This window comes from Streptomyces sp. AC627_RSS907 (genome assembly GCF_019049165.1).
This window is the reverse complement of record NZ_JAGMUE010000051.1, coordinates 19,713-37,824: the sequence shown is the minus strand read 5'-3', so window position 1 is coordinate 37,824 and position 18,112 is coordinate 19,713. Positions and strand designations below refer to the sequence as shown.

Annotated in this window: 16 protein-coding genes; 8 read left to right on the top strand and 8 right to left on the bottom strand. The window is 67.7% G+C overall.

Features of this window, described 5'->3' with window-relative positions; translation table 11 throughout:
• Positions 1-39 precede the first annotated feature (39 nt).
• Both KUM32_RS13950 and dnaB read right to left on the bottom strand, forming a co-directional pair.
• Positions 40-1,425 (bottom strand): serine hydrolase, encoded by a 1,386-nt coding sequence (locus KUM32_RS13950; RefSeq protein WP_217142177.1) that lies wholly within the window; start codon positions 1,423-1,425, stop codon positions 40-42.
• A 59-nt stretch (positions 1,426-1,484) separates the two neighbouring features.
• Positions 1,485-2,963, bottom strand: coding sequence for a replicative DNA helicase (gene dnaB / locus KUM32_RS13945; protein ID WP_217142176.1), 1,479 nt, complete (start codon positions 2,961-2,963; stop codon positions 1,485-1,487).
• Positions 2,964-3,422: 459 nt separating this feature from the next.
• Between dnaB and KUM32_RS13940 the strand changes: the two genes are divergently transcribed.
• Complete coding sequence (locus KUM32_RS13940; RefSeq protein WP_217142175.1) at positions 3,423-4,760, top strand: MATE family efflux transporter; 1,338 nt, start codon at positions 3,423-3,425, stop codon at positions 4,758-4,760.
• A 108-nt stretch (positions 4,761-4,868) separates the two neighbouring features.
• On the opposite strand, the gene rplI is transcribed toward KUM32_RS13940, so the two are convergent.
• The 4 genes from rplI to rpsF all read right to left on the bottom strand — a co-directional run bounded on the left by rplI (position 4,869) and on the right by rpsF (position 6,568).
• Positions 4,869-5,315 carry a 50S ribosomal protein L9 gene (rplI, locus tag KUM32_RS13935; protein ID WP_217142174.1) on the bottom strand — a complete coding sequence of 149 codons (447 nt, stop codon included), beginning with the start codon at positions 5,313-5,315 and terminating at the stop codon, positions 4,869-4,871.
• Between the two features lie 18 nt (positions 5,316-5,333).
• On the bottom strand, positions 5,334-5,570 hold the full coding sequence (rpsR, locus tag KUM32_RS13930) for a 30S ribosomal protein S18 (RefSeq protein ID WP_003949403.1): 237 nt from the start codon (positions 5,568-5,570) through the stop codon (positions 5,334-5,336).
• Positions 5,571-5,612: 42 nt separating this feature from the next.
• Positions 5,613-6,203 (bottom strand): single-stranded DNA-binding protein, encoded by a 591-nt coding sequence (locus tag KUM32_RS13925; protein WP_217142173.1) that lies wholly within the window; start codon positions 6,201-6,203, stop codon positions 5,613-5,615.
• Positions 6,204-6,277: 74 nt separating this feature from the next.
• Positions 6,278-6,568, bottom strand: a complete 291-nt coding sequence (rpsF, locus tag KUM32_RS13920; RefSeq protein WP_004985983.1) for a 30S ribosomal protein S6 — start codon at positions 6,566-6,568, stop codon at positions 6,278-6,280.
• 273 nt (positions 6,569-6,841) lie between these two features.
• Here rpsF and KUM32_RS13915 point away from each other — a divergent pair, with 273 nt between their 5' ends.
• The 3 genes from KUM32_RS13915 (at position 6,842) to KUM32_RS13905 (ending at position 9,542) form a co-directional block, all read left to right on the top strand.
• Positions 6,842-7,147 carry a hypothetical protein gene (locus KUM32_RS13915; RefSeq protein ID WP_217142172.1) on the top strand — a complete coding sequence of 102 codons (306 nt, stop codon included), beginning with the start codon at positions 6,842-6,844 and terminating at the stop codon, positions 7,145-7,147.
• Positions 7,148-7,285: 138 nt separating this feature from the next.
• Positions 7,286-8,407: a peptidoglycan bridge formation glycyltransferase FemX gene (gene femX, locus KUM32_RS13910; RefSeq protein ID WP_217142171.1), complete on the top strand. Its 1,122-nt coding sequence runs from the start codon at positions 7,286-7,288 to the stop codon at positions 8,405-8,407.
• A gap of 103 nt (positions 8,408-8,510) precedes the next feature.
• Positions 8,511-9,542 (top strand): alanine racemase, encoded by a 1,032-nt coding sequence (locus tag KUM32_RS13905; RefSeq protein ID WP_217142170.1) that lies wholly within the window; start codon positions 8,511-8,513, stop codon positions 9,540-9,542.
• A 49-nt stretch (positions 9,543-9,591) separates the two neighbouring features.
• On the opposite strand, the gene KUM32_RS13900 is transcribed toward KUM32_RS13905, so the two are convergent.
• Together KUM32_RS13900 and KUM32_RS13895 are read right to left on the bottom strand one after the other, a co-directional pair.
• Positions 9,592-11,091, bottom strand: coding sequence for a glycosyltransferase family 87 protein (locus tag KUM32_RS13900; RefSeq protein ID WP_217142169.1), 1,500 nt, complete (start codon positions 11,089-11,091; stop codon positions 9,592-9,594).
• A gap of 130 nt (positions 11,092-11,221) precedes the next feature.
• Positions 11,222-13,612: a transglycosylase domain-containing protein gene (locus tag KUM32_RS13895; RefSeq protein ID WP_217142272.1), complete on the bottom strand. Its 2,391-nt coding sequence runs from the start codon at positions 13,610-13,612 to the stop codon at positions 11,222-11,224.
• Positions 13,613-14,273: 661 nt separating this feature from the next.
• Here KUM32_RS13895 and KUM32_RS13890 point away from each other — a divergent pair.
• The 4 genes from KUM32_RS13890 (at position 14,274) to KUM32_RS13875 (ending at position 18,048) form a co-directional block, all read left to right on the top strand.
• Positions 14,274-14,951: a PadR family transcriptional regulator gene (locus KUM32_RS13890; RefSeq protein ID WP_217142168.1), complete on the top strand. Its 678-nt coding sequence runs from the start codon at positions 14,274-14,276 to the stop codon at positions 14,949-14,951.
• A gap of 44 nt (positions 14,952-14,995) precedes the next feature.
• On the top strand, positions 14,996-16,078 hold the full coding sequence (locus KUM32_RS13885; RefSeq protein WP_217142167.1) for an inositol-3-phosphate synthase: 1,083 nt from the start codon (positions 14,996-14,998) through the stop codon (positions 16,076-16,078).
• 78 nt (positions 16,079-16,156) lie between these two features.
• Positions 16,157-17,419, top strand: a complete 1,263-nt coding sequence (locus KUM32_RS13880) for an MFS transporter (protein ID WP_217142166.1) — start codon at positions 16,157-16,159, stop codon at positions 17,417-17,419.
• A 176-nt stretch (positions 17,420-17,595) separates the two neighbouring features.
• On the top strand, positions 17,596-18,048 hold the full coding sequence (locus KUM32_RS13875; RefSeq protein WP_254405518.1) for a hypothetical protein: 453 nt from the start codon (positions 17,596-17,598) through the stop codon (positions 18,046-18,048).
• Positions 18,049-18,112 lie beyond the last annotated feature (64 nt).

The window sequence follows — 18,112 nt, the reverse complement described above, 5'->3', positions numbered from 1 at the left end:
TCACGTGAAACGGGACAGCACACGGGAACAGACCGACACTCAGGCCATCCCTCGCCACCCCTCCGGGTCCACACCACCGGGCACAGGAGCACCTTCGTCGTACGGCTGGCGTGTGAATACGAACGAGCCAAGGTCAAGGTGACTCACGCTCCCCTCCTGTCGCCGCACGACGCGGAGAAGTTCCCCGGCGTAGTAGCCCTCCAGTCCCGTCCAGGTACCGTCGCCATTGGCCCGGAAGCAGGAGCGGCGGCCAGGGCCCGACAACGGTTCCAGGGAGACTCCCCCGTCAGGTGTCAGCCGCAGGGCGAAGGCGTGGGTCCCCCAGTACCACTGGCCGGCCAACTCCAGTACGGAGGGATCCGCTTCCGGCAAGGGACGCCACGGTTCCGGGATGCGGGGTTCCGCCTCGGCCACGATGCGGACCAGATCGGCACCCACCCCGGCCAGCAGCGGACCAGAGGTGCAGTTGGTCAAAGCCACCGCGGCCACGTCGTCCTCGACGCTGATGGTGAGGTTGGCCAGGAAGCCCGGCAGAGAGCCGGAGTGTCCCACGAGCAGGCGCCCGTCCCGGTGCTGGATCTGCAGGCCGAGGCCGTACGCCGCACCGTCCATGACATCCGCGGCCTCCACCGGTGCCGCAGGTGTGCGCATCTCCCGCACGGTCTCCGCGCTCAGCACCCTGTCGTCTCCCCTCGCCAGGAAGACGGCGAACCGCGCCAGGTCTCCAGTGGTGGACCAGAGCTGACCGGCCGGTGCCATCAGCCCCAGGTCCTCGACGGGCTCGGCCAGCAACACGTCGGCCCACGGATGCACCGCCCAGCCACCGGCATGGGGCGCCCGCGGTCGCGCGGTCGTACGGCCCAGACCCAGCGGTTCCAGAACCTCCCGCCGCAGCACGTCCTCCCACGGAGCGCCACGCAGCTTCTCGACCAGCGCGCCGAGCAGGGTATAGCCCGGGTTCGAATAGTGATGCCGACGGCCCACCGGGTGCAGAAGAGGCTGCTTGCCCAGCACATCAGCGAGCTCGGGCCGCAGAGACCCGGGCGTCCGCTCCCACCACGGCGCCGGCGACTCGGCGGCCAGTCCACCGGAGTGCGCCAGCAGCTCGGCGATCGTGGCCTCTCCCGCCCCGGTACCCGGCAGATGCTTCTCCAGCGGATCCCCGAGGTCGAGCACGCCCTCGTCGCGCAGCCGCAGGACCAGAACAGCGGTGAACGTCTTGGTGATCGAACCGATCCGGTACTGCACGTTCTCGTCGGGGCCATGGCCGTCGACCGAGGTCCGCGCACCGTGCCACACAGTGCGCCCGTCCCGGACGACCGCGGCGACGAGCGACGGTGTACGTCCTTCGGCCTGGGCCACAGCGATCCGATGCAGCAACGCTCGGCGGGTGGCGGGGAGCAGCTCTTCCTGAGGTGTCGTCATGCCCCCAGTCCACCGGGCCAGGCGTCCCGCGTCGAGCCGATTTCGCCCGTGCCGGGGGGTCAGGTCTGCGCCATGTCCACGAAACGTGAGTAGTGGCCCTGAAAGGCGACGGTGATCGTGGCCGTCGGACCGTTACGGTGCTTGGCCACGATCAGGTCGGCCTCGCCCGCACGCGGCGACTCCTTCTCGTAAGCGTCCTCGCGGTGCAGCAGGATGACCATGTCGGCGTCCTGCTCGATGGATCCGGACTCGCGCAGGTCGGACACCATCGGCTTCTTGTCGGTGCGCTGCTCGGGACCACGGTTCAGCTGGGAGAGCGCGATGACCGGGATCTCCAGCTCCTTGGCCAGGAGCTTGAGGTTACGGGACATGTCCGAGACCTCCTGCTGACGGCTCTCGGCCCGCTTGGACCCGCCGGACTGCATCAGCTGGAGATAGTCGATGACGACCAGCTTGAGGTCGTTGCGCTGCTTGAGCCGCCGGCACTTCGCGCGGATCTCCATCATCGACAGGTTCGGGGAGTCGTCGATGTAGAGCGGGGCAGCCGAGACGTCCGGCATCCGGCGGGCCAGACGGGTCCAGTCGTCGTCCGTCATCGTGCCGGACCGCATGTGGTGCAGTGCGACGCGGGCCTCGGCGGACAGCAGCCGCATCGCGATCTCGTTGCGCCCCATTTCGAGCGAGAAGATGACACTGGGCAGGTTGTTCTTGATCGAGGCGGCCCGCGCGAAGTCCAGCGCGAGCGTTGACTTACCCATGGCGGGACGCGCGGCGATGACGATCATCTGGCCGGGGTGCAGACCGTTGGTCAACGAATCGAAGTCGGTGAAACCCGTGGGGACACCGGTCATCTCGCCGCTGCGCGACCCGATCGCCTCGATCTCGTCGAGCGCGCCCTCCATGATGTCGCCGAGCGGCAGATAGTCCTCACTGGTGCGCTGCTCTGTGACGGCGTAGATCTCGGCCTGGGCGCGGTTGACGATCTCGTCGACGTCGTCGTCGGCCGCGTATCCCATCTGCGTGATCCGTGTACCGGCCTCCACCAGTCGGCGCAGGACGGCTCGCTCGTGCACGATCTCCGCGTAGTACGCGGCGTTCGCAGCCGTCGGCACCGTCTGCACGAGGGTGTGCAGGTACGAGGCCCCACCGACCTTGTTGATCTCGCCGCGCTTGGTGAGTTCGGCGGCGATGGTGATCGGGTCGGCCGGCTCGCCCTTGGCGTAGACGTCGAGGATGGCCTGGTAGACCGTCTCGTGGGCCGGCTTGTAGAAGTCGTGGCCCTTGAGGATCTCGACGACGTCGGCGATGGCGTCCTTGGACAGGAGCATGCCGCCGAGAACGGACTGCTCGGCATCCAGGTCCTGCGGCGGCACCCGTTCGAAAGACGGCCCGCCGCCGTCCCACGCACTGGTGTCCGGGCCGCGCTCGTGCTGTTCGTCGCGGCCACGTCCCGCGTCACCCCGGCGGCGGGAAGCGGGCAGACGATCACTGGGACCGCTGTCGGCCCACGGGTCGTCCAAGGGCTCGGAAATGCTCACCGAGCCACCTCCTCCCGTCCGCCGAGCGGACCTCGCCGTGCCCCTCATTTCTACGGCACGGCACTGACAAATAAGACGCCCAACTCCGGTCCTGACGCGTCGGTTTTGTAAGGGTTCACAAGCCGACGCTGGGAGCAGGCGCCGGACCACCGTAGGCCTGCGGGCACCGTCAGCCAATCTGGTTATCCACAGGCCATGTGGACGACCGGCCAGATGCTGTGGAGAACTCCTCGAAACCTGTGCACGACCCGGTGGACAGCCCTGTGAACAAGCCCTCGCCGCCCGCTCCGAAAACTCCCTGAGCTGCAGCTTTACCGTCCACCGGCTGTGCAGAAGAAAAACTTTCCGCACCGGCTCAAGATTGCTTCGAGCTGGACCCGGAAGTCCACACCCCGCGACGGCGAGTAAGGGTCATTGAAGCGTTGCATCTCTTACCTGTGGACGATTAGATTGGTGCTCATGACACAGGCCCCCGCGCGCTCCCGGACTGCCCGGCGCCAGCACGACCGAGAGATCATCGCGCTGGCCGTCCCGGCCTTCGGCGCTCTCGTCGCCGAGCCCCTCTTCGTCCTGGCCGACAGTGCGATCGTCGGCCATCTCGGCACCGCACAACTCGCCGGTCTCGGCATCGCATCGGCCCTGCTCACCACAGCCGTCAGTGTCTTCGTCTTCCTCGCCTACGCCACCACGGCTGCCGTCGCCCGACGCGTCGGCGCGGGTGACCTGCCGTCCGCCATTCGCCAGGGCATGGACGGCATCTGGCTGGCGCTGCTCCTCGGCGCCGCCGTCATAGCCGTCGTCCTCCCGACGGCCCCGTCCCTCGTCGAACTCTTCGGCGCCTCCGACACCGCGGCCCCGTACGCCACCACGTATCTGCGGATCTCCTCGCTCGGCATCCCTGCCATGCTCGTGGTGCTGGCCTCGACCGGTGTACTGCGGGGACTCCAGAACACCCGGACCCCGCTCTACGTGGCCATCGCCGGATTCGTCGCCAACGCCGTCCTCAATGTCGGGCTCGTCTACGGCGCCGACCTGGGTATCGCCGGCTCCGCCTGGGGAACGGTCATCGCCCAGTGCGGCATGGCCGTGGTGTACCTCTGGGTGGTCGTCCGCGGAGCTCGACGCCACGGCGCCTCCCTGCGCCCCGACATTGCCGGGATCAAGGCGTCCGCTCAGGCCGGGGTACCCCTGCTGGTGCGCACCCTGTCCCTCCGGGCGATCCTCATGATCGCCACAGCCGTGGCCGCTCGACTCGGCGACGCCGACATAGCGGCCCACCAGATCATTCTGTCTCTGTGGAGTCTGCTGGCCTTCGCCCTCGATGCCATCGCCATCGCCGGGCAGGCCATCATCGGGCGCTACCTGGGAGCCGGTGACGCCCAAGGCGCCCGCGACGCCTGCCGCAGGATGGTGGAGTGGGGCATCGCGGTCGGGGTCGTACTCGGTCTGCTCGTGGTGCTGTCCCGCCCGGTGTTCCTGCCCCTGTTCACCGGTGATGCCACGGTCAAGGCCGCCGCTCTGCCCGCCCTGGTGATCGTGGCCGTGTCACAACCGGTCTGTGGAGTGGTCTTCGTCCTGGACGGCGTTCTCATGGGTGCGGGTGACGGCCCGTACCTCGCCTGGGCAATGCTGCTGACCCTGGCGGTCTTCACCCCTGCGGCGCTGCTCGTCCCGACGCTCGGCGGCGGGCTCACCGCCTTGTGGGCGGCCATGACGCTCATGATGACCATGCGGATGGCCACGCTGTGGCTGCGCACTCGATCAGGTCGTTGGGTCGTCACAGGCGCGACGCGCTGACCGTTTCACGTGAAACGCCGAGCTCACCGCAGAACAGAAACATGAGAAAGGGCCGCATCTCCCAGCCGGGAGATGCGGCCCCCGCTAGTGCCTCAGCGAGTGCAGGACTCAGGCCGCGACGACCTCGATGCTGACCTTGGCGTCAACCTCGGGGTGCAGACGCACGGACGTCTCGTGGGCGCCCAGGGTCTTGATCGGCGAGCCGAGCTCGATGCGGCGCTTGTCGACCTCGGGGCCACCGGCAGCCTTGATCGCCGAAGCGATGTCGGCCGGGGTGACGGAGCCGAAGAGACGACCGGCATCGCCCGAGCGGACGGCCAGGCGGACCTTCACACCCTCGAGCTGGGCCTTCACCTGGTTGGCCTGCTCGATGGTCTGGATCTCGTGGATCTTGCGAGCACGACGAATCTGCTCGACGTCCTTCTCGCCGCCCTTGGTCCAGCGGATCGCGAACTTCCGCGGGATCAGGTAGTTACGGGCGTAGCCGTCCTTGACATCGACGACGTCGCCCGCGGCACCGAGGCCGGAGACCTCGTGGGTGAGGATGATCTTCATGTTTCGGTCACCCTTCCCTTATCGCGCGGTGGAGGTGTAGGGCAGCAGTGCCATCTCACGGCTGTTCTTCACGGCCGTGGCGACGTCACGCTGGTGCTGCGTGCAGTTGCCGGTCACGCGGCGGGCACGGATCTTGCCGCGGTCGGAAATGAACTTCCGCAGCATGTTCGTGTCCTTGTAGTCCACGTACGTGACCTTGTCCTTGCAGAATGCGCAGACCTTCTTCTTCGGCTTGCGCACAGGCGGCTTCGCCATGATGTTTCTCCTGTGTGATCAAGAAGTGTGGGTACGGCCCACCTAGAAGGGGGGCTCGTCCGAGTAGCCGCCACCGCCGCCGGAGCCGCCGCCCCAGCCGCCGCCCTGGCCGCCACCGCCCTGGTTGCCACCGGCGGGAGCGCCGGTCGCCCACGGGTCGTCGGCCGGAGCGCCGCCGCCCTGCTGGCCACCGCCGGGGCCGCCGCCCCAGCCGCCGCCACCCTGGGCGCCACCGCCGCCGTAACCGCCCTGGCCGCCGCGGCCCTGGCCCGAGGTCTTGGTGACCTTGGCCGTGGCACTGCGCAGGCTGGCGCCGACCTCGTCGACATCCAGCTCGTAGACCGTGCGCTTGACGCCCTCACGGTCCTCGTAGGACCGCTGCTTCAGCCGGCCCTGCACGATGACGCGCATGCCTCGCTGGAGCGACTCGGCGACGTTCTCCGCCGCCTGGCGCCAGACCGAACAGGTCAGGAAGAGGCTTTCGCCGTCCTTCCACTCGTTCGTCTGGCGGTCGAAGGTGCGGGGAGTGGACGCGACACGGAACTTCGCGACGGCCGCACCGGACGGGGTGAAGCGCAGCTCGGGGTCGTCGACAAGATTGCCGATGACCGTGATGACGGTCTCGCCTGCCATGGGGGAACCTCTCGGCGGGTTTGCTGCTGGCTGCTTGTGCTACTCGGATCCCGAGATCGGCTGAGCGAAAGGGCTCAGTGGGTCTCGGGACGGAGGACCTTGGTCCGGAGGACCGACTCGTTCAGGTTCATCTGGCGGTCGAGCTCCTTGACGACCGCAGGCTCGGCCTGCAGGTCGATGACCGAGTAGATGCCCTCGGGCTTCTTCTTGATCTCGTACGAGAGACGACGACGGCCCCAGGTGTCGACCTTCTCGACCTTTCCGCCGCCATCACGGACGACGGAGAGGAAGTTCTCGATCAGCGGGGAGACAGCGCGCTCCTCGAGATCGGGGTCGAGGATGACCATCACCTCGTAGTGACGCATGTGGAACCCACCTCCTTTGGACTCAGCGGCCACGGTCGTTCCGTGGCAGGAGGGTTGCGATGCGTTGGCACCGGCATCTATGAGTAAACCAGGACCCACTGACAATCGGGCCTCCGAGGAGGGGGCCCGGCCGTGGAGGCAGCAGACACCAGTGCAGAAGGTACAGAGTACCCGCCCGTCCCCTTGCGGTTGAAATCCGCCGGTGAAGGGACACAATCGGTACTCAGCGGATGTGAAGGGCCAATGCGCACTCCCTTCGGCAGGAGGTTCCCCATGGCACAGATCATGCGATCCGCCAAGCCAAGGACCGGCTTGCTGGCCACCGACGGAAAACCGCACCCCCTCCAGGACACGCTGCTCGCCGTGACACTGGTGCTCGGAGTGCTCGCCCTCGTCACCGCCGGCTTCGAGGGGCTCCACATCCTGACCTCGTGGGCCGGACTGCTGGGAGTCCTGACCGGCGGGTACGGTCAGCTCATCTCCGAGACGACACGTGAGCGCTTCGGCCTGGTGCTGGGTCTCGGGGCCTGCGCGCTCGGCCTGTTCTTCGGCCTCCACAACGGCGGGCTGTTCGGCTGAGCCCCGGCCGCCGTCCTCCACCGGACAAGGCGCTTCCCCCCGTACGCCGGACGGGGCGCTCGCAGGGCGCAGTAGGCTTCGCGCGAGAGCCGGAGCCCCTGTACCCATGGGGACACACCAGCCCGAGGAGCGCCCCGAATGAGCCTGACCCTGAGGACCATCAGCCGCGAGCAGCATCTGGCCTACATCCAGAGCCTGCCGGCGGCGAGTCACATGCAGGTGCCGGCCTGGGCGGACGTGAAGGCGGAATGGCGCTCGGAGAACCTCGGCTGGTTCGACGACCGGACCGGTGAGCTGGTCGGCGCGGGTCTCGTGCTCTACCGGCAGCTGCCCAAGATCAAGCGCTACCTCGCCTACCTCCCCGAAGGCCCGGTCATCAACTGGTTCGCACCGAACCTCCAGGACTGGATCGAGCCGATGCTGGCGCACCTCAAGCAGCAGGGCGCCTTCTCGGTGAAGATGGGCCCGCCGGTGATCATCCGTCGCTGGGACGCCGCGTCCATCAAGAAGGGCATCCAGGACCCCGACGTCAAGCGCCTGCGCGACATAGAGGCCGACCACATCGAGCCGCGCGCCTTCGAGGTGGCCGACAAGCTGCGCCGCATGGGCTGGCAGCAGGGCGAGGACGGCGGCGCCGGCTTCGGTGACGTGCAGCCCCGGTACGTCTTCCAGGTGCCGCTGGCCAACCGCTCCCTGGAAGAGGTGCACAAGAACTTCAACCAGCTGTGGCGCCGCAACATCAAGAAGGCCGAGAAGGCCGGTGTCGAGGTGGTCCAGGGGGGCTACTACGACCTCGAGGAGTGGCAGCGCCTGTACGAGATCACGGCCGTGCGCGACCGCTTCCGGCCGCGTCCGCTCTCGTACTTCCAGCGCATGTGGGCCGCCCTCAACAACGAGGACCCCAACCGCATGCGGCTGTACTTCGCCCGGCACAACGGGGTGAACCTCTCGGCGGCGACCATGCTGGTCGTCGGCGGACACGTCTGGTACTCCTACGGCGCCTCCGACAACATCGGCCGTGAGGTCCGGCCCTCGAACGCGATGCAGTGGGCCATGCTGCGTGACGCCTACGCCCTGGGCGCCACCGTCTACGACCTGCGCGGTATCTCCGACTCCCTGGACGAGAGCGACCACCTCTTCGGCCTGATCCAGTTCAAGGTCGGCACGGGCGGGCAGGCGGCCGAGTACCTCGGCGAGTGGGACTTCCCGCTGAACAAGCTCCTCCACAAGGCGCTCGACATCTACATGTCGCGCCGCTGACCCCCGTCCCCGGCTCCAGTAGCGTCGGTAGCGGCACCGCAGCTCCGACCGTCCCTCCCACCTCTGACACACCGCAGCCACGAGAAAGGTCCCAGGTCCGGCCATGGCGCTCACGCTCTACGTCGACACCGCGCGCTGGCGGGCGCACCACAAGCACGTGCAGGAGCAGTTCCCCGGGCTGGTCCCGGTCTGCAAGGGCAACGGCTACGGCTTCGGCCACGAGCGGCTGGCGGAGGAGGCCACGCGGCTGGGGTCGGACGTGCTGGCCGTCGGCACGACCTATGAGGCCGCCCGGATCAAGGACTTCTTCGGTGGCGACCTGCTGGTGCTGACTCCGTACCGGCGTGGCGAGGAGCCCGTGCCGCTGCCCGACCGGGTCGTGCGCTCGGTGTCGTCCGTCGACGGCGTGTACGGCCTCGTGGGCGCGCGAGTGGTCATCGAGGTGATGTCCTCGATGAAGCGGCACGGCATCAGCGAGCAGGACCTGCCGCATCTGCACGCCGCCATAGAGAACGTCCGGCTGGAGGGCTTCGCCATCCATCTGCCGCTGGACCGCACCGACGGTTCGGACGCCGTCGAGGAGGTCATCGGCTGGATGGACCGGCTGCGCGCTGCCCGGCTGCCCCTGCACACGATGTTCGTCAGCCACCTCAAGGCAGAGGAACTCGCCCGGCTCCAGCAGCAGTTCCCTCAGACGCGTTTCCGGGCCCGGATCGGCACGCGCCTGTGGCTGGGGGACCACGACGCCACCGAGTACCGCGGCGCGGTCCTGGACGTCACGCGCGTGAGCAAGGGCGAGCGCTTCGGCTACTGGCAGCAGAAGGTGGCCTCCGACGGCTACCTCGTGGTCGTGGCGGGCGGAACGTCGCACGGCGTGGGTCTGGAGGCCCCGAAGGCGCTGCACGGCGTCATGCCGCGCGCCAAGGGTGTTGCCCGGGCCGGCCTCGCCACGGTCAACCGCAACCTCTCACCGTTCGTGTGGGGCGGCAAACAGCGCTGGTTCGCGGAGCCGCCGCACATGCAGGTGTCGATCCTTTTCGTGCCCTCGGACGCGCCGGAGCCCACGGTGGGTGACGAGTTGGTGGCCCATCTGCGACACACCACCACGCAGTTCGACCGGATCCTCGACCGCTAGCGGGCGGGCCGTACACGATGTCTCCGTGTACGGCCCGGCGCGCGTTCGCTCAGAGCGAACCACCTGTCTGCTGTCTCGTGCCCCACTTCACCGGTGGCCCTTCGAAGGGGGCCGCGGGCTGCTCGGTCCGAGCGGCGGGGCCCAGAACGAAGACGTCCTCCGCGCCGTCGAGCACACCACCCGACGGGTCGTCGTCGCCCGCCCGCCGGACCGGGTCCCGGTCCGGCATCAGGATGTCGCGCACGACCATGACGCACAGGAACAGCGTTCCCGCCAAGTGCGCACCGATGGCCCAGTGGTAGCCGTCCGTCGGCAGTCCCTTGTGGGCGTCGCCACTGGTCGTGTAGGCGAGATACATCCAGATGCCGAGGAAGTAGACCACCTCGCACGCCTGCCAGATCAGGAAGTCCCGCCACTTCGGCCGGGCCAGTGCGGCCAGCGGTACCAGCCACAGCACGTACTGCGGTGAGTAGACCTTGTTGGTGAGGATGAACGCCGCGACGATCAGGAAGGCGAGCTGGGTGAACCGCGGACGCCGGGGGGCGGTCAGCGTGAGCGCCGCGATGGCGCCGCAGCACAGCAGCATCAGGAGCGTGGCGAGCGTGTTGACGGTCTCGGTGCTGGGCGGGTCGTCGGAGTTGTGCGTCAGGATCAGCCAGAAGGACCCGAAGTCGACGCCCCGTTCCTGACTGAACGTGTAGAACTTCGACCATCCGTCGAAGGCGAAGAGCATGACCGGCAGGTTCACCACGAGCCAGGCGACGGCCGCGCCCCCCAGCCCCTTGCCGAACTCCCGCCATTTGCCCGCACGCCAGCACAGCACGAGAAGCGGGCCGAGAATCAGGAAGGGGTAGAGCTTGGCGGCCGTGGCCAGGCCCAGCAGAACACCGAAGGCCAGTGAACGTCCCCGCGACCACATCAGGATCGCGGCGGACGTCAGGGCGACCGCGAGAAGGTCCCAGTTGACGGTGGCGGTGAGCGCGAGAGCGGGCGCGAGCGCCACCAGCAAGCCGTCCCAGGGGCGCCGGGTGTGCGTGCGGGTCACGCAGACGGCGATGACGGACGCGCACACCATGAGCATCCCGGCGTTGACCATCCAGTACCACTGCTCCTGGTCCTGGATCGTGCCGCTGCCGGGGGTGAGCCAGGTCGCGACCTCCATGAACACGCCGGTCAGCACGGGGTACTCGAGGTACTCCATGTCGCCGGGGAGCTTGTCGAAGTACGGCACGAGCCCATCGGCGAACCCGCGTCCCTGATAGAGGTGCGGAATATCCGAGTAGCAGGCATGTGTGTACTGAGAGCTGGCACCGAAGAACCAGGCCCCGTTGTAGCAGGGCGCCTTCTGGACCAGGCCGAGGACGAACATGCCGATCGCCACGAGCGCGATCACCCGCACGGGGGTCCACCAGGACGTGCCGAGCAGGGCGCGTCGGCCGATCGGGCCTCCGATCAGCTCGCTGCCGGCCGCAGCAACCGTGTCCTCTTCGGTCGGCTGCACCGGATCCGGCTCGTGCGCGGTCGCTGGCGTCGATTCTGCACTGGGCATGGGCACATCCTGCCGTACGAGCGTGGGAATACGCCGGGGCCGCCGCACCCTCTCTGGGTGCGGCGGCCCCTGTTTCACGTGGAACCTGCGGGTGTTTCACGTGAAACGCGTATGTCGGGTTCTGCGACGGCTAACCGTTCGGGCCGGCGATGAAGCCGCCACCATTCTGGTTGCCTCTGCTGTCGTCCTCTTCCCCTGACCCACTGGGCGAGATGGAAGGTGACGGACTGCCCTCCGGACCACCGATTTCGTTGCCGGCGTTCTCATGACCGCCGTTCTCCTGCCCGCCTTCGCAGTTCCAGTCGAAGACGTCACAGGTGTCGCTCGCCGACGGCGAGGGGGTGATCGCACTGTGACTGGGTGACGGCGTCGGGGAGGGAGACGTCTCTTCCTCTTCCTTCTCCGTCTTGGAGGGCGAGGGAGTCGGGCTCGGCGGCGGGGCGTCGTTGATGACCTCGCCGATGGGCTCGGGCTTCGGGAACTTCTCCGGCTTCGTGTCCTTCAGTGCGTCTTCCATGTAGTCCCGCCAGATGTGGGACGGGAAGGACGCACCGTGGATCTCCTCCTCGCCACCCGTTCCGTACATCTCCAGGAACGTGCGGTTCTTGATGGTCTCGTCGTCCGGGTAGCGGAACATGCTGATCGCCGTCGAGAGCTGCGGGGTGTAGCCGACGAACCAGGCGGACTTGTTGCCGTCCGTGGTACCGGTCTTACCGGCCACCTCACGGCCGGGAAGCTGGGCGTTGGTACCCGTTCCCTCTTCGACGACGGTCTTCAGGACATCCGTGACGTTGTCCGCGACCTTGGCGGTGAACGCCTGCTTGGTCTTGACCGTGTGCGTGTAGACCGTGCCGTCCTTGTTCGTCACCTTGGTGACGGAGTACGGATCGCGCTGCTTGCCGCTCTCCGCGAAGGTGGCGTACGTGCCCGCCATACGGATGGCACTCGGGTCCGAGACCCCGATGGAGAACGACGGGTAGCCGGAGCCCGCCAGGCTGCCCTCCAGGAGCCCCGCGTCGATGGCGGCCTCCTTCACCTTGTCCAGGCCGACGTCCATGCCGAGCTGCACGAAGGCGGAGTTCACGGACTCCCGCATGGCCACGCGAAGATCGATCTTGTAGTCCGGCGCCTCACCGACCGACTCCTTGCCGTCGTTCTCCTGGCGCCACTGCTCGCCCTTCTCGTTCTGCCAGACCGACCCGTCGTAGTTGTTGATCTTGAGGTTGTTCTGGCCGCTGTAGAGGCTCTTCGGGGAGACGATGGTGCGTTCCTCCAGGGGCTGGACCTCAGCGCCCTTGGGATCGCGCACACCCCACTTCATCGCCGCCGCGAGCACGAACGGCTTGAACGTCGAACCGACCTGGGCGCCGGTCACGTCGGCATTGTTGGTGAAGTGCTTGGTCGCGTCCTGTCCGCCGTAGATGGCCTTGATGGCACCCGTCTCGGGATCCACGGACGCCCCGCCGAACTGCACGTGGGTGTCCGTCTTGGGACGCTTCTCGGGGTCGATGTTCTTCTTGTAGACCTTGTTGACCGCGGCTTCGAGCTCATCGACCTTCTTCTTCTCGAAGGTCGTGTAGATCGAGTACCCGCCCTGTTCCAGCTGCTTCTGTGTGACCTTGCCGGTCTTGATCACGGAAGCCTTGGCCAGGTCCACGAGATAGCCGATCTGGCCGCCCAGCTGGGTGTTCGACCGCGGGTTCTCCCACTTGGGAAGATCGGTGTACTTGGCCCGTTCCTCCTGGCTGAGGTGCCCGTAGTCCACCATCTTGTCGAGCGTGTCCTGCATCTGCCTCCTGGCACGCTCGCTGTTGGCCTTCGGAGTCGCCGCCGCGTCGATCGAGGTCGCGCCCGCCGGGTCGTAGTACGTGGCGCCCTTGAGCATCGCCGACAGGAAGGCACACTGTCCCGCGTTGAGGTCGACGGCATCCACGTTGAAGTACGCCCGCGAGGCCGCCTGGATCCCATAGGCACCGCGTCCGTAGTACGCGGAGTTCAGATAGCCCTCGAGGATCTTGTCCTTCTTCACCTCGGCACCGACCTTGATCGAGACGAAGATCTCCTTCACCTTGCGGGAGATCGTCTGCGACTGGTCGTTGAGCATCGCGTTCTTCACGTACTGCTGGGTGATGGTGGAACCACCCTGCGTGTCGCCGCCCTTGGCCATGTTGAGCACGGCCCGGGCGATGCCCTTGGGGTCGATGCCGCTGTCCGAGTAGAAGGTCTTGTTCTCCTGGGAGATGACGGCGTTGCGCATGTCCTTGGGGATCTGCGCGAGATTGACGCTCTGGCGGTTGCGCTCACCGCCCGTGGCGACCATCTGGCTGCCGTCGGCCCAGTAGTAGACGTTGTTCTGCGCCGTGGCGGTCTCGCTGACGACGGGGACCTTCACCATGGCGTAGGCAAGTCCCGCGGCGGCGACCATGGTGCCGAAGAACGCGATGCACAGTCCCGAGACGAGTTTCCACGAGGGCACCCAGCGGTACCACCCGTCCTTGTCGCGACGCGGGTAGTCGATCATCCGCTTCTTTCCGGACGGTGCCACGCGCCCCCGTCCGGCCCCTGCCGGACCGCCGGGAGCGGCCCGCCGGCCTCCGCGGCCCGGCTCGGCCGCTCTGCGGCGACCGCCTCCGCTCCGCTGTGCCGCGCGCCGTGCCCCGGCGCGGCTCCCGTACGAACGCTCCTCGTCCTCCGGGCCGTACGAGCCGGACGGAGACCCTGTGGCGCCCCGCGGTGCCGCGCGGCGGCCGGAGAACGAGCCGGACTGGCCTCGTCGGGCCGCGGCACGTCCGCCTCCCTGCGGCGGCGGTTTGCGACGGTGCTCGCTCATCGAACGACTACTCCTCGGGCAGGCGCACCTTTGCGCGCCTGGAAAAGGCGGCTGGTTTCCGGTCCCCCCGAAGTACGGATGCGGCCCCTCCCGCATTCACCCGTACTGCACCGGGGACAGGGACGCCCCCCGGCGTCACTCGGTTCCCGGTGGTCTGCATGGCGCACAGACTACGCACCGCCAAAACCCCCGAGCTCCGAAGTTCACCTCAAATCAGGCAACTTGCTCGCGATGAGACCCTGATGTGATCCCGTTCACCCACGCCCCTCTTGTCGCATGCGGAAGGTCGTTCTATCGTCGTGATGTATCGAGTCGATACATCAGCGCGGCATAAGGACGAGAGGAGGCGACGATGAGCCGACGTTCCGGCATCCTCGAGTTCGCCGTACTCGGCCTGCTCCGCGAGTCCCCGATGCATGGCTATGAGCTGCGCAAACGACTCAACACATCGCTGGGTGTGTTCCGGGCGTTCAGCTACGGGACGCTCTATCCCTGCCTCAAGACGCTGGTCGCCAACGGCTGGTTGATCGAGGAACCGGGGAACGTCGGCGAGGCCGCCGCATCCCTCACGGGACGCCGCGCCAAGATCGTCTACCGGTTGACGGCCGACGGCAAGGAACACTTCGAGCAGCTCCTCTCCCAGACGGGCCCGGACGCGTACGAGGACGAGACCTTCGCCGCTCGCTTCGCGTTCTTCGGACAGACGTCGCGCGACGTACGCATGCGCGTGCTCGAGGGCCGGCGCAGCCGACTGGAGGAGCGCCTGGAGAAGATGCGGGCCTCCCTGGCCCGCACCCGGGAGCGACTCGACGACTACACGCTTGAGCTCCAGCGCCACGGAATGGAGTCCGTGGAGCGCGAGGTGCGCTGGCTGAACGAGCTCATCGAGAGCGAGCGGGCGGGGCGGGACCTGCGGGGTTCCGCCCCGGAGGGGACCGCTCAACAGGACACGACATCTGGAGCGACGGGCGGCCTGCCCCGGTCCGGGGACGATCCCCGGCCGGATACGCCCGGCGACACCGCCACGTGAGAGCCCAGTCAGGGCCTCACTCGTACACACAGGGAGCAACCGGAATGGGTTCGGTTCGCGTAGCCATCGTCGGTGTGGGCAACTGCGCCGCATCGCTGGTGCAGGGCGTCGAGTACTACAAGGACGCCGACCCGGCGGCCAAGGTCCCGGGCCTGATGCACGTCCAGTTCGGCGACTACCACGTCCGTGACATCGAGTTCGTCGCCGCCTTCGACGTGGACGCCAAGAAGGTCGGCCTGGACCTCGCGGACGCCATCGGCGCCTCCGAGAACAACACCATCAAGATCTGTGACGTGCCGAACAGCGGCGTCCAGGTCCAGCGCGGCCACACCCTCGACGGTCTCGGCAAGTACTACCGCGAGACCATCGAGGAGTCCGCCGAGGAGCCGGTCGACGTCGTCCAGGTCCTCAAGGACAAGCAGGTCGACGTCCTCGTCTGCTACCTGCCCGTCGGTTCCGAGGACGCGGCGAAGTACTACGCCCAGTGCGCCATCGACGCCAAGGTCGCTTTCGTCAACGCCCTCCCGGTCTTCATCGCCGGCACCAAGGAGTGGGCGGACAAGTTCACCGAGGCGGGTGTCCCGATCGTCGGCGACGACATCAAGTCGCAGGTCGGCGCCACCATCACGCACCGCGTCATGGCGAAGCTGTTCGAGGACCGGGGCGTCGTCCTGGACCGCACGATGCAGCTGAACGTCGGCGGCAACATGGACTTCAAGAACATGCTCGAGCGTGAGCGCCTGGAGTCCAAGAAGATCTCCAAGACGCAGGCCGTCACCTCCCAGATCCCCGACCGGGACATGGGCGAGAAGAACGTCCACATCGGTCCGTCCGACTACGTCGCCTGGCTGGACGACCGCAAGTGGGCCTACGTCCGCCTCGAGGGCCGCGCGTTCGGTGACGTCCCGCTGAACCTGGAGTACAAGCTCGAGGTCTGGGACTCCCCGAACTCCGCGGGTGTCATCATCGACGCCCTGCGCGCCGCCAAGATCGCCAAGGACCGCGGCATCGGCGGTCCGATCCTGTCGGCGTCGAGCTACTTCATGAAGTCCCCGCCGGTCCAGTACTTCGACGACGAGGCCCGCGCCAACGTCGAGAAGTTCATCGCCGGCGAGGTCGAGCGCTGACGAAGGCGGACTCCGGTCCGTCGGAGGTCCCCGGGTCACAGGACCCGGGGACCTTTCCCGTATGTGAGGCTGTGCCCCATGGCCGTCGTCCGTGACCTGCGCGTCCTGCTGCGTCTGAAGGGTTTTCGGCGCCTGCTCGCCGTACGCCTGCTCTCCCAGGGCGCCGACGGCGTCTACCAGGTCGCGCTCGCCGCGTACGTCGTCTTCTCCCCGGAGAAACAGACCTCACCCGCCGCGATCGCCTCCGCCATGGCCGTCCTGCTGCTTCCCTACTCCCTGGTGGGACCCTTCGCCGGTGTCCTGCTGGACCGGTGGCGCCGTCGCCAGGTCTTTCTGTACGGCAACCTGCTGCGCGCCGTGCTGGCCGCGGTGACGGCCGTGCTGATGGCCGCCTCCGTCCCGGACTGGCTCTTCTACGTCTCCGCGCTCTGTGTCACCGCCGTCAACCGCTTCGTCCTCGCGGGCCTGTCCGCCGCACTGCCGCGCGTGGTCGACGCCGAGCGCCTGGTGGTCGCCAACTCGCTCTCCCCGACCGCCGGCACCCTGGCCGCGACGGCGGGCGGCGGCCTCGCCTTCGTCGTACGCCTCGTGATCGCGGACTCCGATGCCGCCGTGGTCCTGCTCGGCGCCGCCCTGTACCTGTGCGGCGCGCTGGCGTCGCTGCGCATCGCCGTGGAACTGCTGGGTCCCGATCAGGCGCGCGTGCCGCCACGACTGACCTCGGCGCTCGTCGGCACGGCCCGCGACCTGGTGGCGGGGATACGTCATCTCGCCGCACCGGCACGGCGGGAAGCGGCGTGGTCGCTCGCCGGCATGACACTGATGCGGTTCTGCTACGGCGCCCTGCTGGTCATGCTGCTGATGCTGTGCCGGTACGCCCTGACCTCGGACACCAACGAAGGGCTGGCGCTGCTGGGGCTGGCGCTGGGTGTCTCAGGAGCCGGATTCTTCGCGGCGGCGGTGATCACTCCCTGGGCGGCGGGACGGTTCGGACCCGGCCGGTGGATGGCCGTGTGCGCGGGGGCCGCCGCGGTCCTGGTGCCGGCTCTCGGCCTGCCGTTCGCCACCGTGCCGCTGCTCTGTGCGGCGTTCGTCCTGGGCCTGACGACACAGGGGGCGAAGATCGCGACCGACACGGTCGTGCAATCCTCGGTCGACGACGCCTACCGTGGCCGGATCTTTTCCGTCTATGACGTGCTCTTCAACGTCGCTTTCGTCGGAGCCGCCGGAGTGGCCGCGCTGATGCTGCCTCCTGACGGCCGGTCCGTGGCACTGGTCGTGACGATCGCGGTGGGCTACGGGGCGGTTGCGACGGCTATGGCCCGGTTTGAACGCCAGTAAGTGTCACATCAATGCCACAGAGCCCCACAGGGCTACAGAGTTGTCAGTGGGGCCCGGTAGCTTACGTGCGTCTTATTCGCGTCATGTTCGCGACACGCACCTATGCTTGAGGGGGACCCCCAGTGACTACTCCGCCGCCCCAGGGCAATCCATTCGCCCAGGGCCAGCCGCAGGCCATGCAGCAGCCGCAGGGGCAGAACCCCTTCGCCCAGGGACAGCCGGGCTTCCCGCAGCAGCCCGGTCAGCCCGGATTTCCCCAGCAGGGTGCGCCGTACGCGCCGGTTCCGCCGCAGCCGGCCCGCCGTAAGCCGAGCTTCAAGACGATCAAGAACATCGTCATCGCCGTGGTCGTCATCGGCGTGGCCGTCGGCGGTTACATCGCCAGCCGGGACGACGCCGACCAGGCCGGCGTGGGCGACTGTCTGAAGGCCGCGTCCTCGTCTTCCGATCGCATGGAGGTCGTGGACTGCTCGTCCTCCGAGGCAGAGGGCAAGGTCCTCAAGAAGGTGAAGGGCCACTTCACGTCCGTCACCGCGGAGACCGAGTGCCGCAAGGTCGACGGAGCCATGGGGTTCTACGCCGAGACCGGCGACGGAGAAGAGTTCCTGCTCTGCTTCGGCAAGGTCTGATCGGTCGGTCTCTCCCGGCCCGCAACACACAGGGCGGCGTCATGTTTCACGTGAAACATGACGC

What these genes read in the sequence shown, in the direction of transcription:
- KUM32_RS13875 (WP_254405518.1), top strand. Translation starts at nt 17,596, where the DNA reads ATGCAGCAGCCGCAGGGGCAGAACCCCTTCGCCCAGGGACAGCCGGGC.
- KUM32_RS13940 (WP_217142175.1), top strand. Translation starts at nt 3,423, where the DNA reads ATGACACAGGCCCCCGCGCGCTCCCGGACTGCCCGGCGCCAGCACGAC.
- KUM32_RS13905 (WP_217142170.1), top strand. Translation starts at nt 8,511, where the DNA reads ATGGCGCTCACGCTCTACGTCGACACCGCGCGCTGGCGGGCGCACCAC.
- KUM32_RS13950 (WP_217142177.1), bottom strand. Translation starts at nt 1,425, where the DNA reads ATGACGACACCTCAGGAAGAGCTGCTCCCCGCCACCCGCCGAGCGTTG.
- femX (WP_217142171.1), top strand. Translation starts at nt 7,286, where the DNA reads ATGAGCCTGACCCTGAGGACCATCAGCCGCGAGCAGCATCTGGCCTAC.
- KUM32_RS13900 (WP_217142169.1), bottom strand. Translation starts at nt 11,091, where the DNA reads ATGCCCAGTGCAGAATCGACGCCAGCGACCGCGCACGAGCCGGATCCG.
- KUM32_RS13880 (WP_217142166.1), top strand. Translation starts at nt 16,157, where the DNA reads ATGGCCGTCGTCCGTGACCTGCGCGTCCTGCTGCGTCTGAAGGGTTTT.
- KUM32_RS13885 (WP_217142167.1), top strand. Translation starts at nt 14,996, where the DNA reads ATGGGTTCGGTTCGCGTAGCCATCGTCGGTGTGGGCAACTGCGCCGCA.
- rplI (WP_217142174.1), bottom strand. Translation starts at nt 5,315, where the DNA reads ATGAAGATCATCCTCACCCACGAGGTCTCCGGCCTCGGTGCCGCGGGC.
- rpsF (WP_004985983.1), bottom strand. Translation starts at nt 6,568, where the DNA reads ATGCGTCACTACGAGGTGATGGTCATCCTCGACCCCGATCTCGAGGAG.
- KUM32_RS13925 (WP_217142173.1), bottom strand. Translation starts at nt 6,203, where the DNA reads ATGGCAGGCGAGACCGTCATCACGGTCATCGGCAATCTTGTCGACGAC.
- KUM32_RS13895 (WP_217142272.1), bottom strand. Translation starts at nt 13,612, where the DNA reads ATGATCGACTACCCGCGTCGCGACAAGGACGGGTGGTACCGCTGGGTG.
- KUM32_RS13915 (WP_217142172.1), top strand. Translation starts at nt 6,842, where the DNA reads ATGGCACAGATCATGCGATCCGCCAAGCCAAGGACCGGCTTGCTGGCC.
- KUM32_RS13890 (WP_217142168.1), top strand. Translation starts at nt 14,274, where the DNA reads ATGAGCCGACGTTCCGGCATCCTCGAGTTCGCCGTACTCGGCCTGCTC.
- rpsR (WP_003949403.1), bottom strand. Translation starts at nt 5,570, where the DNA reads ATGGCGAAGCCGCCTGTGCGCAAGCCGAAGAAGAAGGTCTGCGCATTC.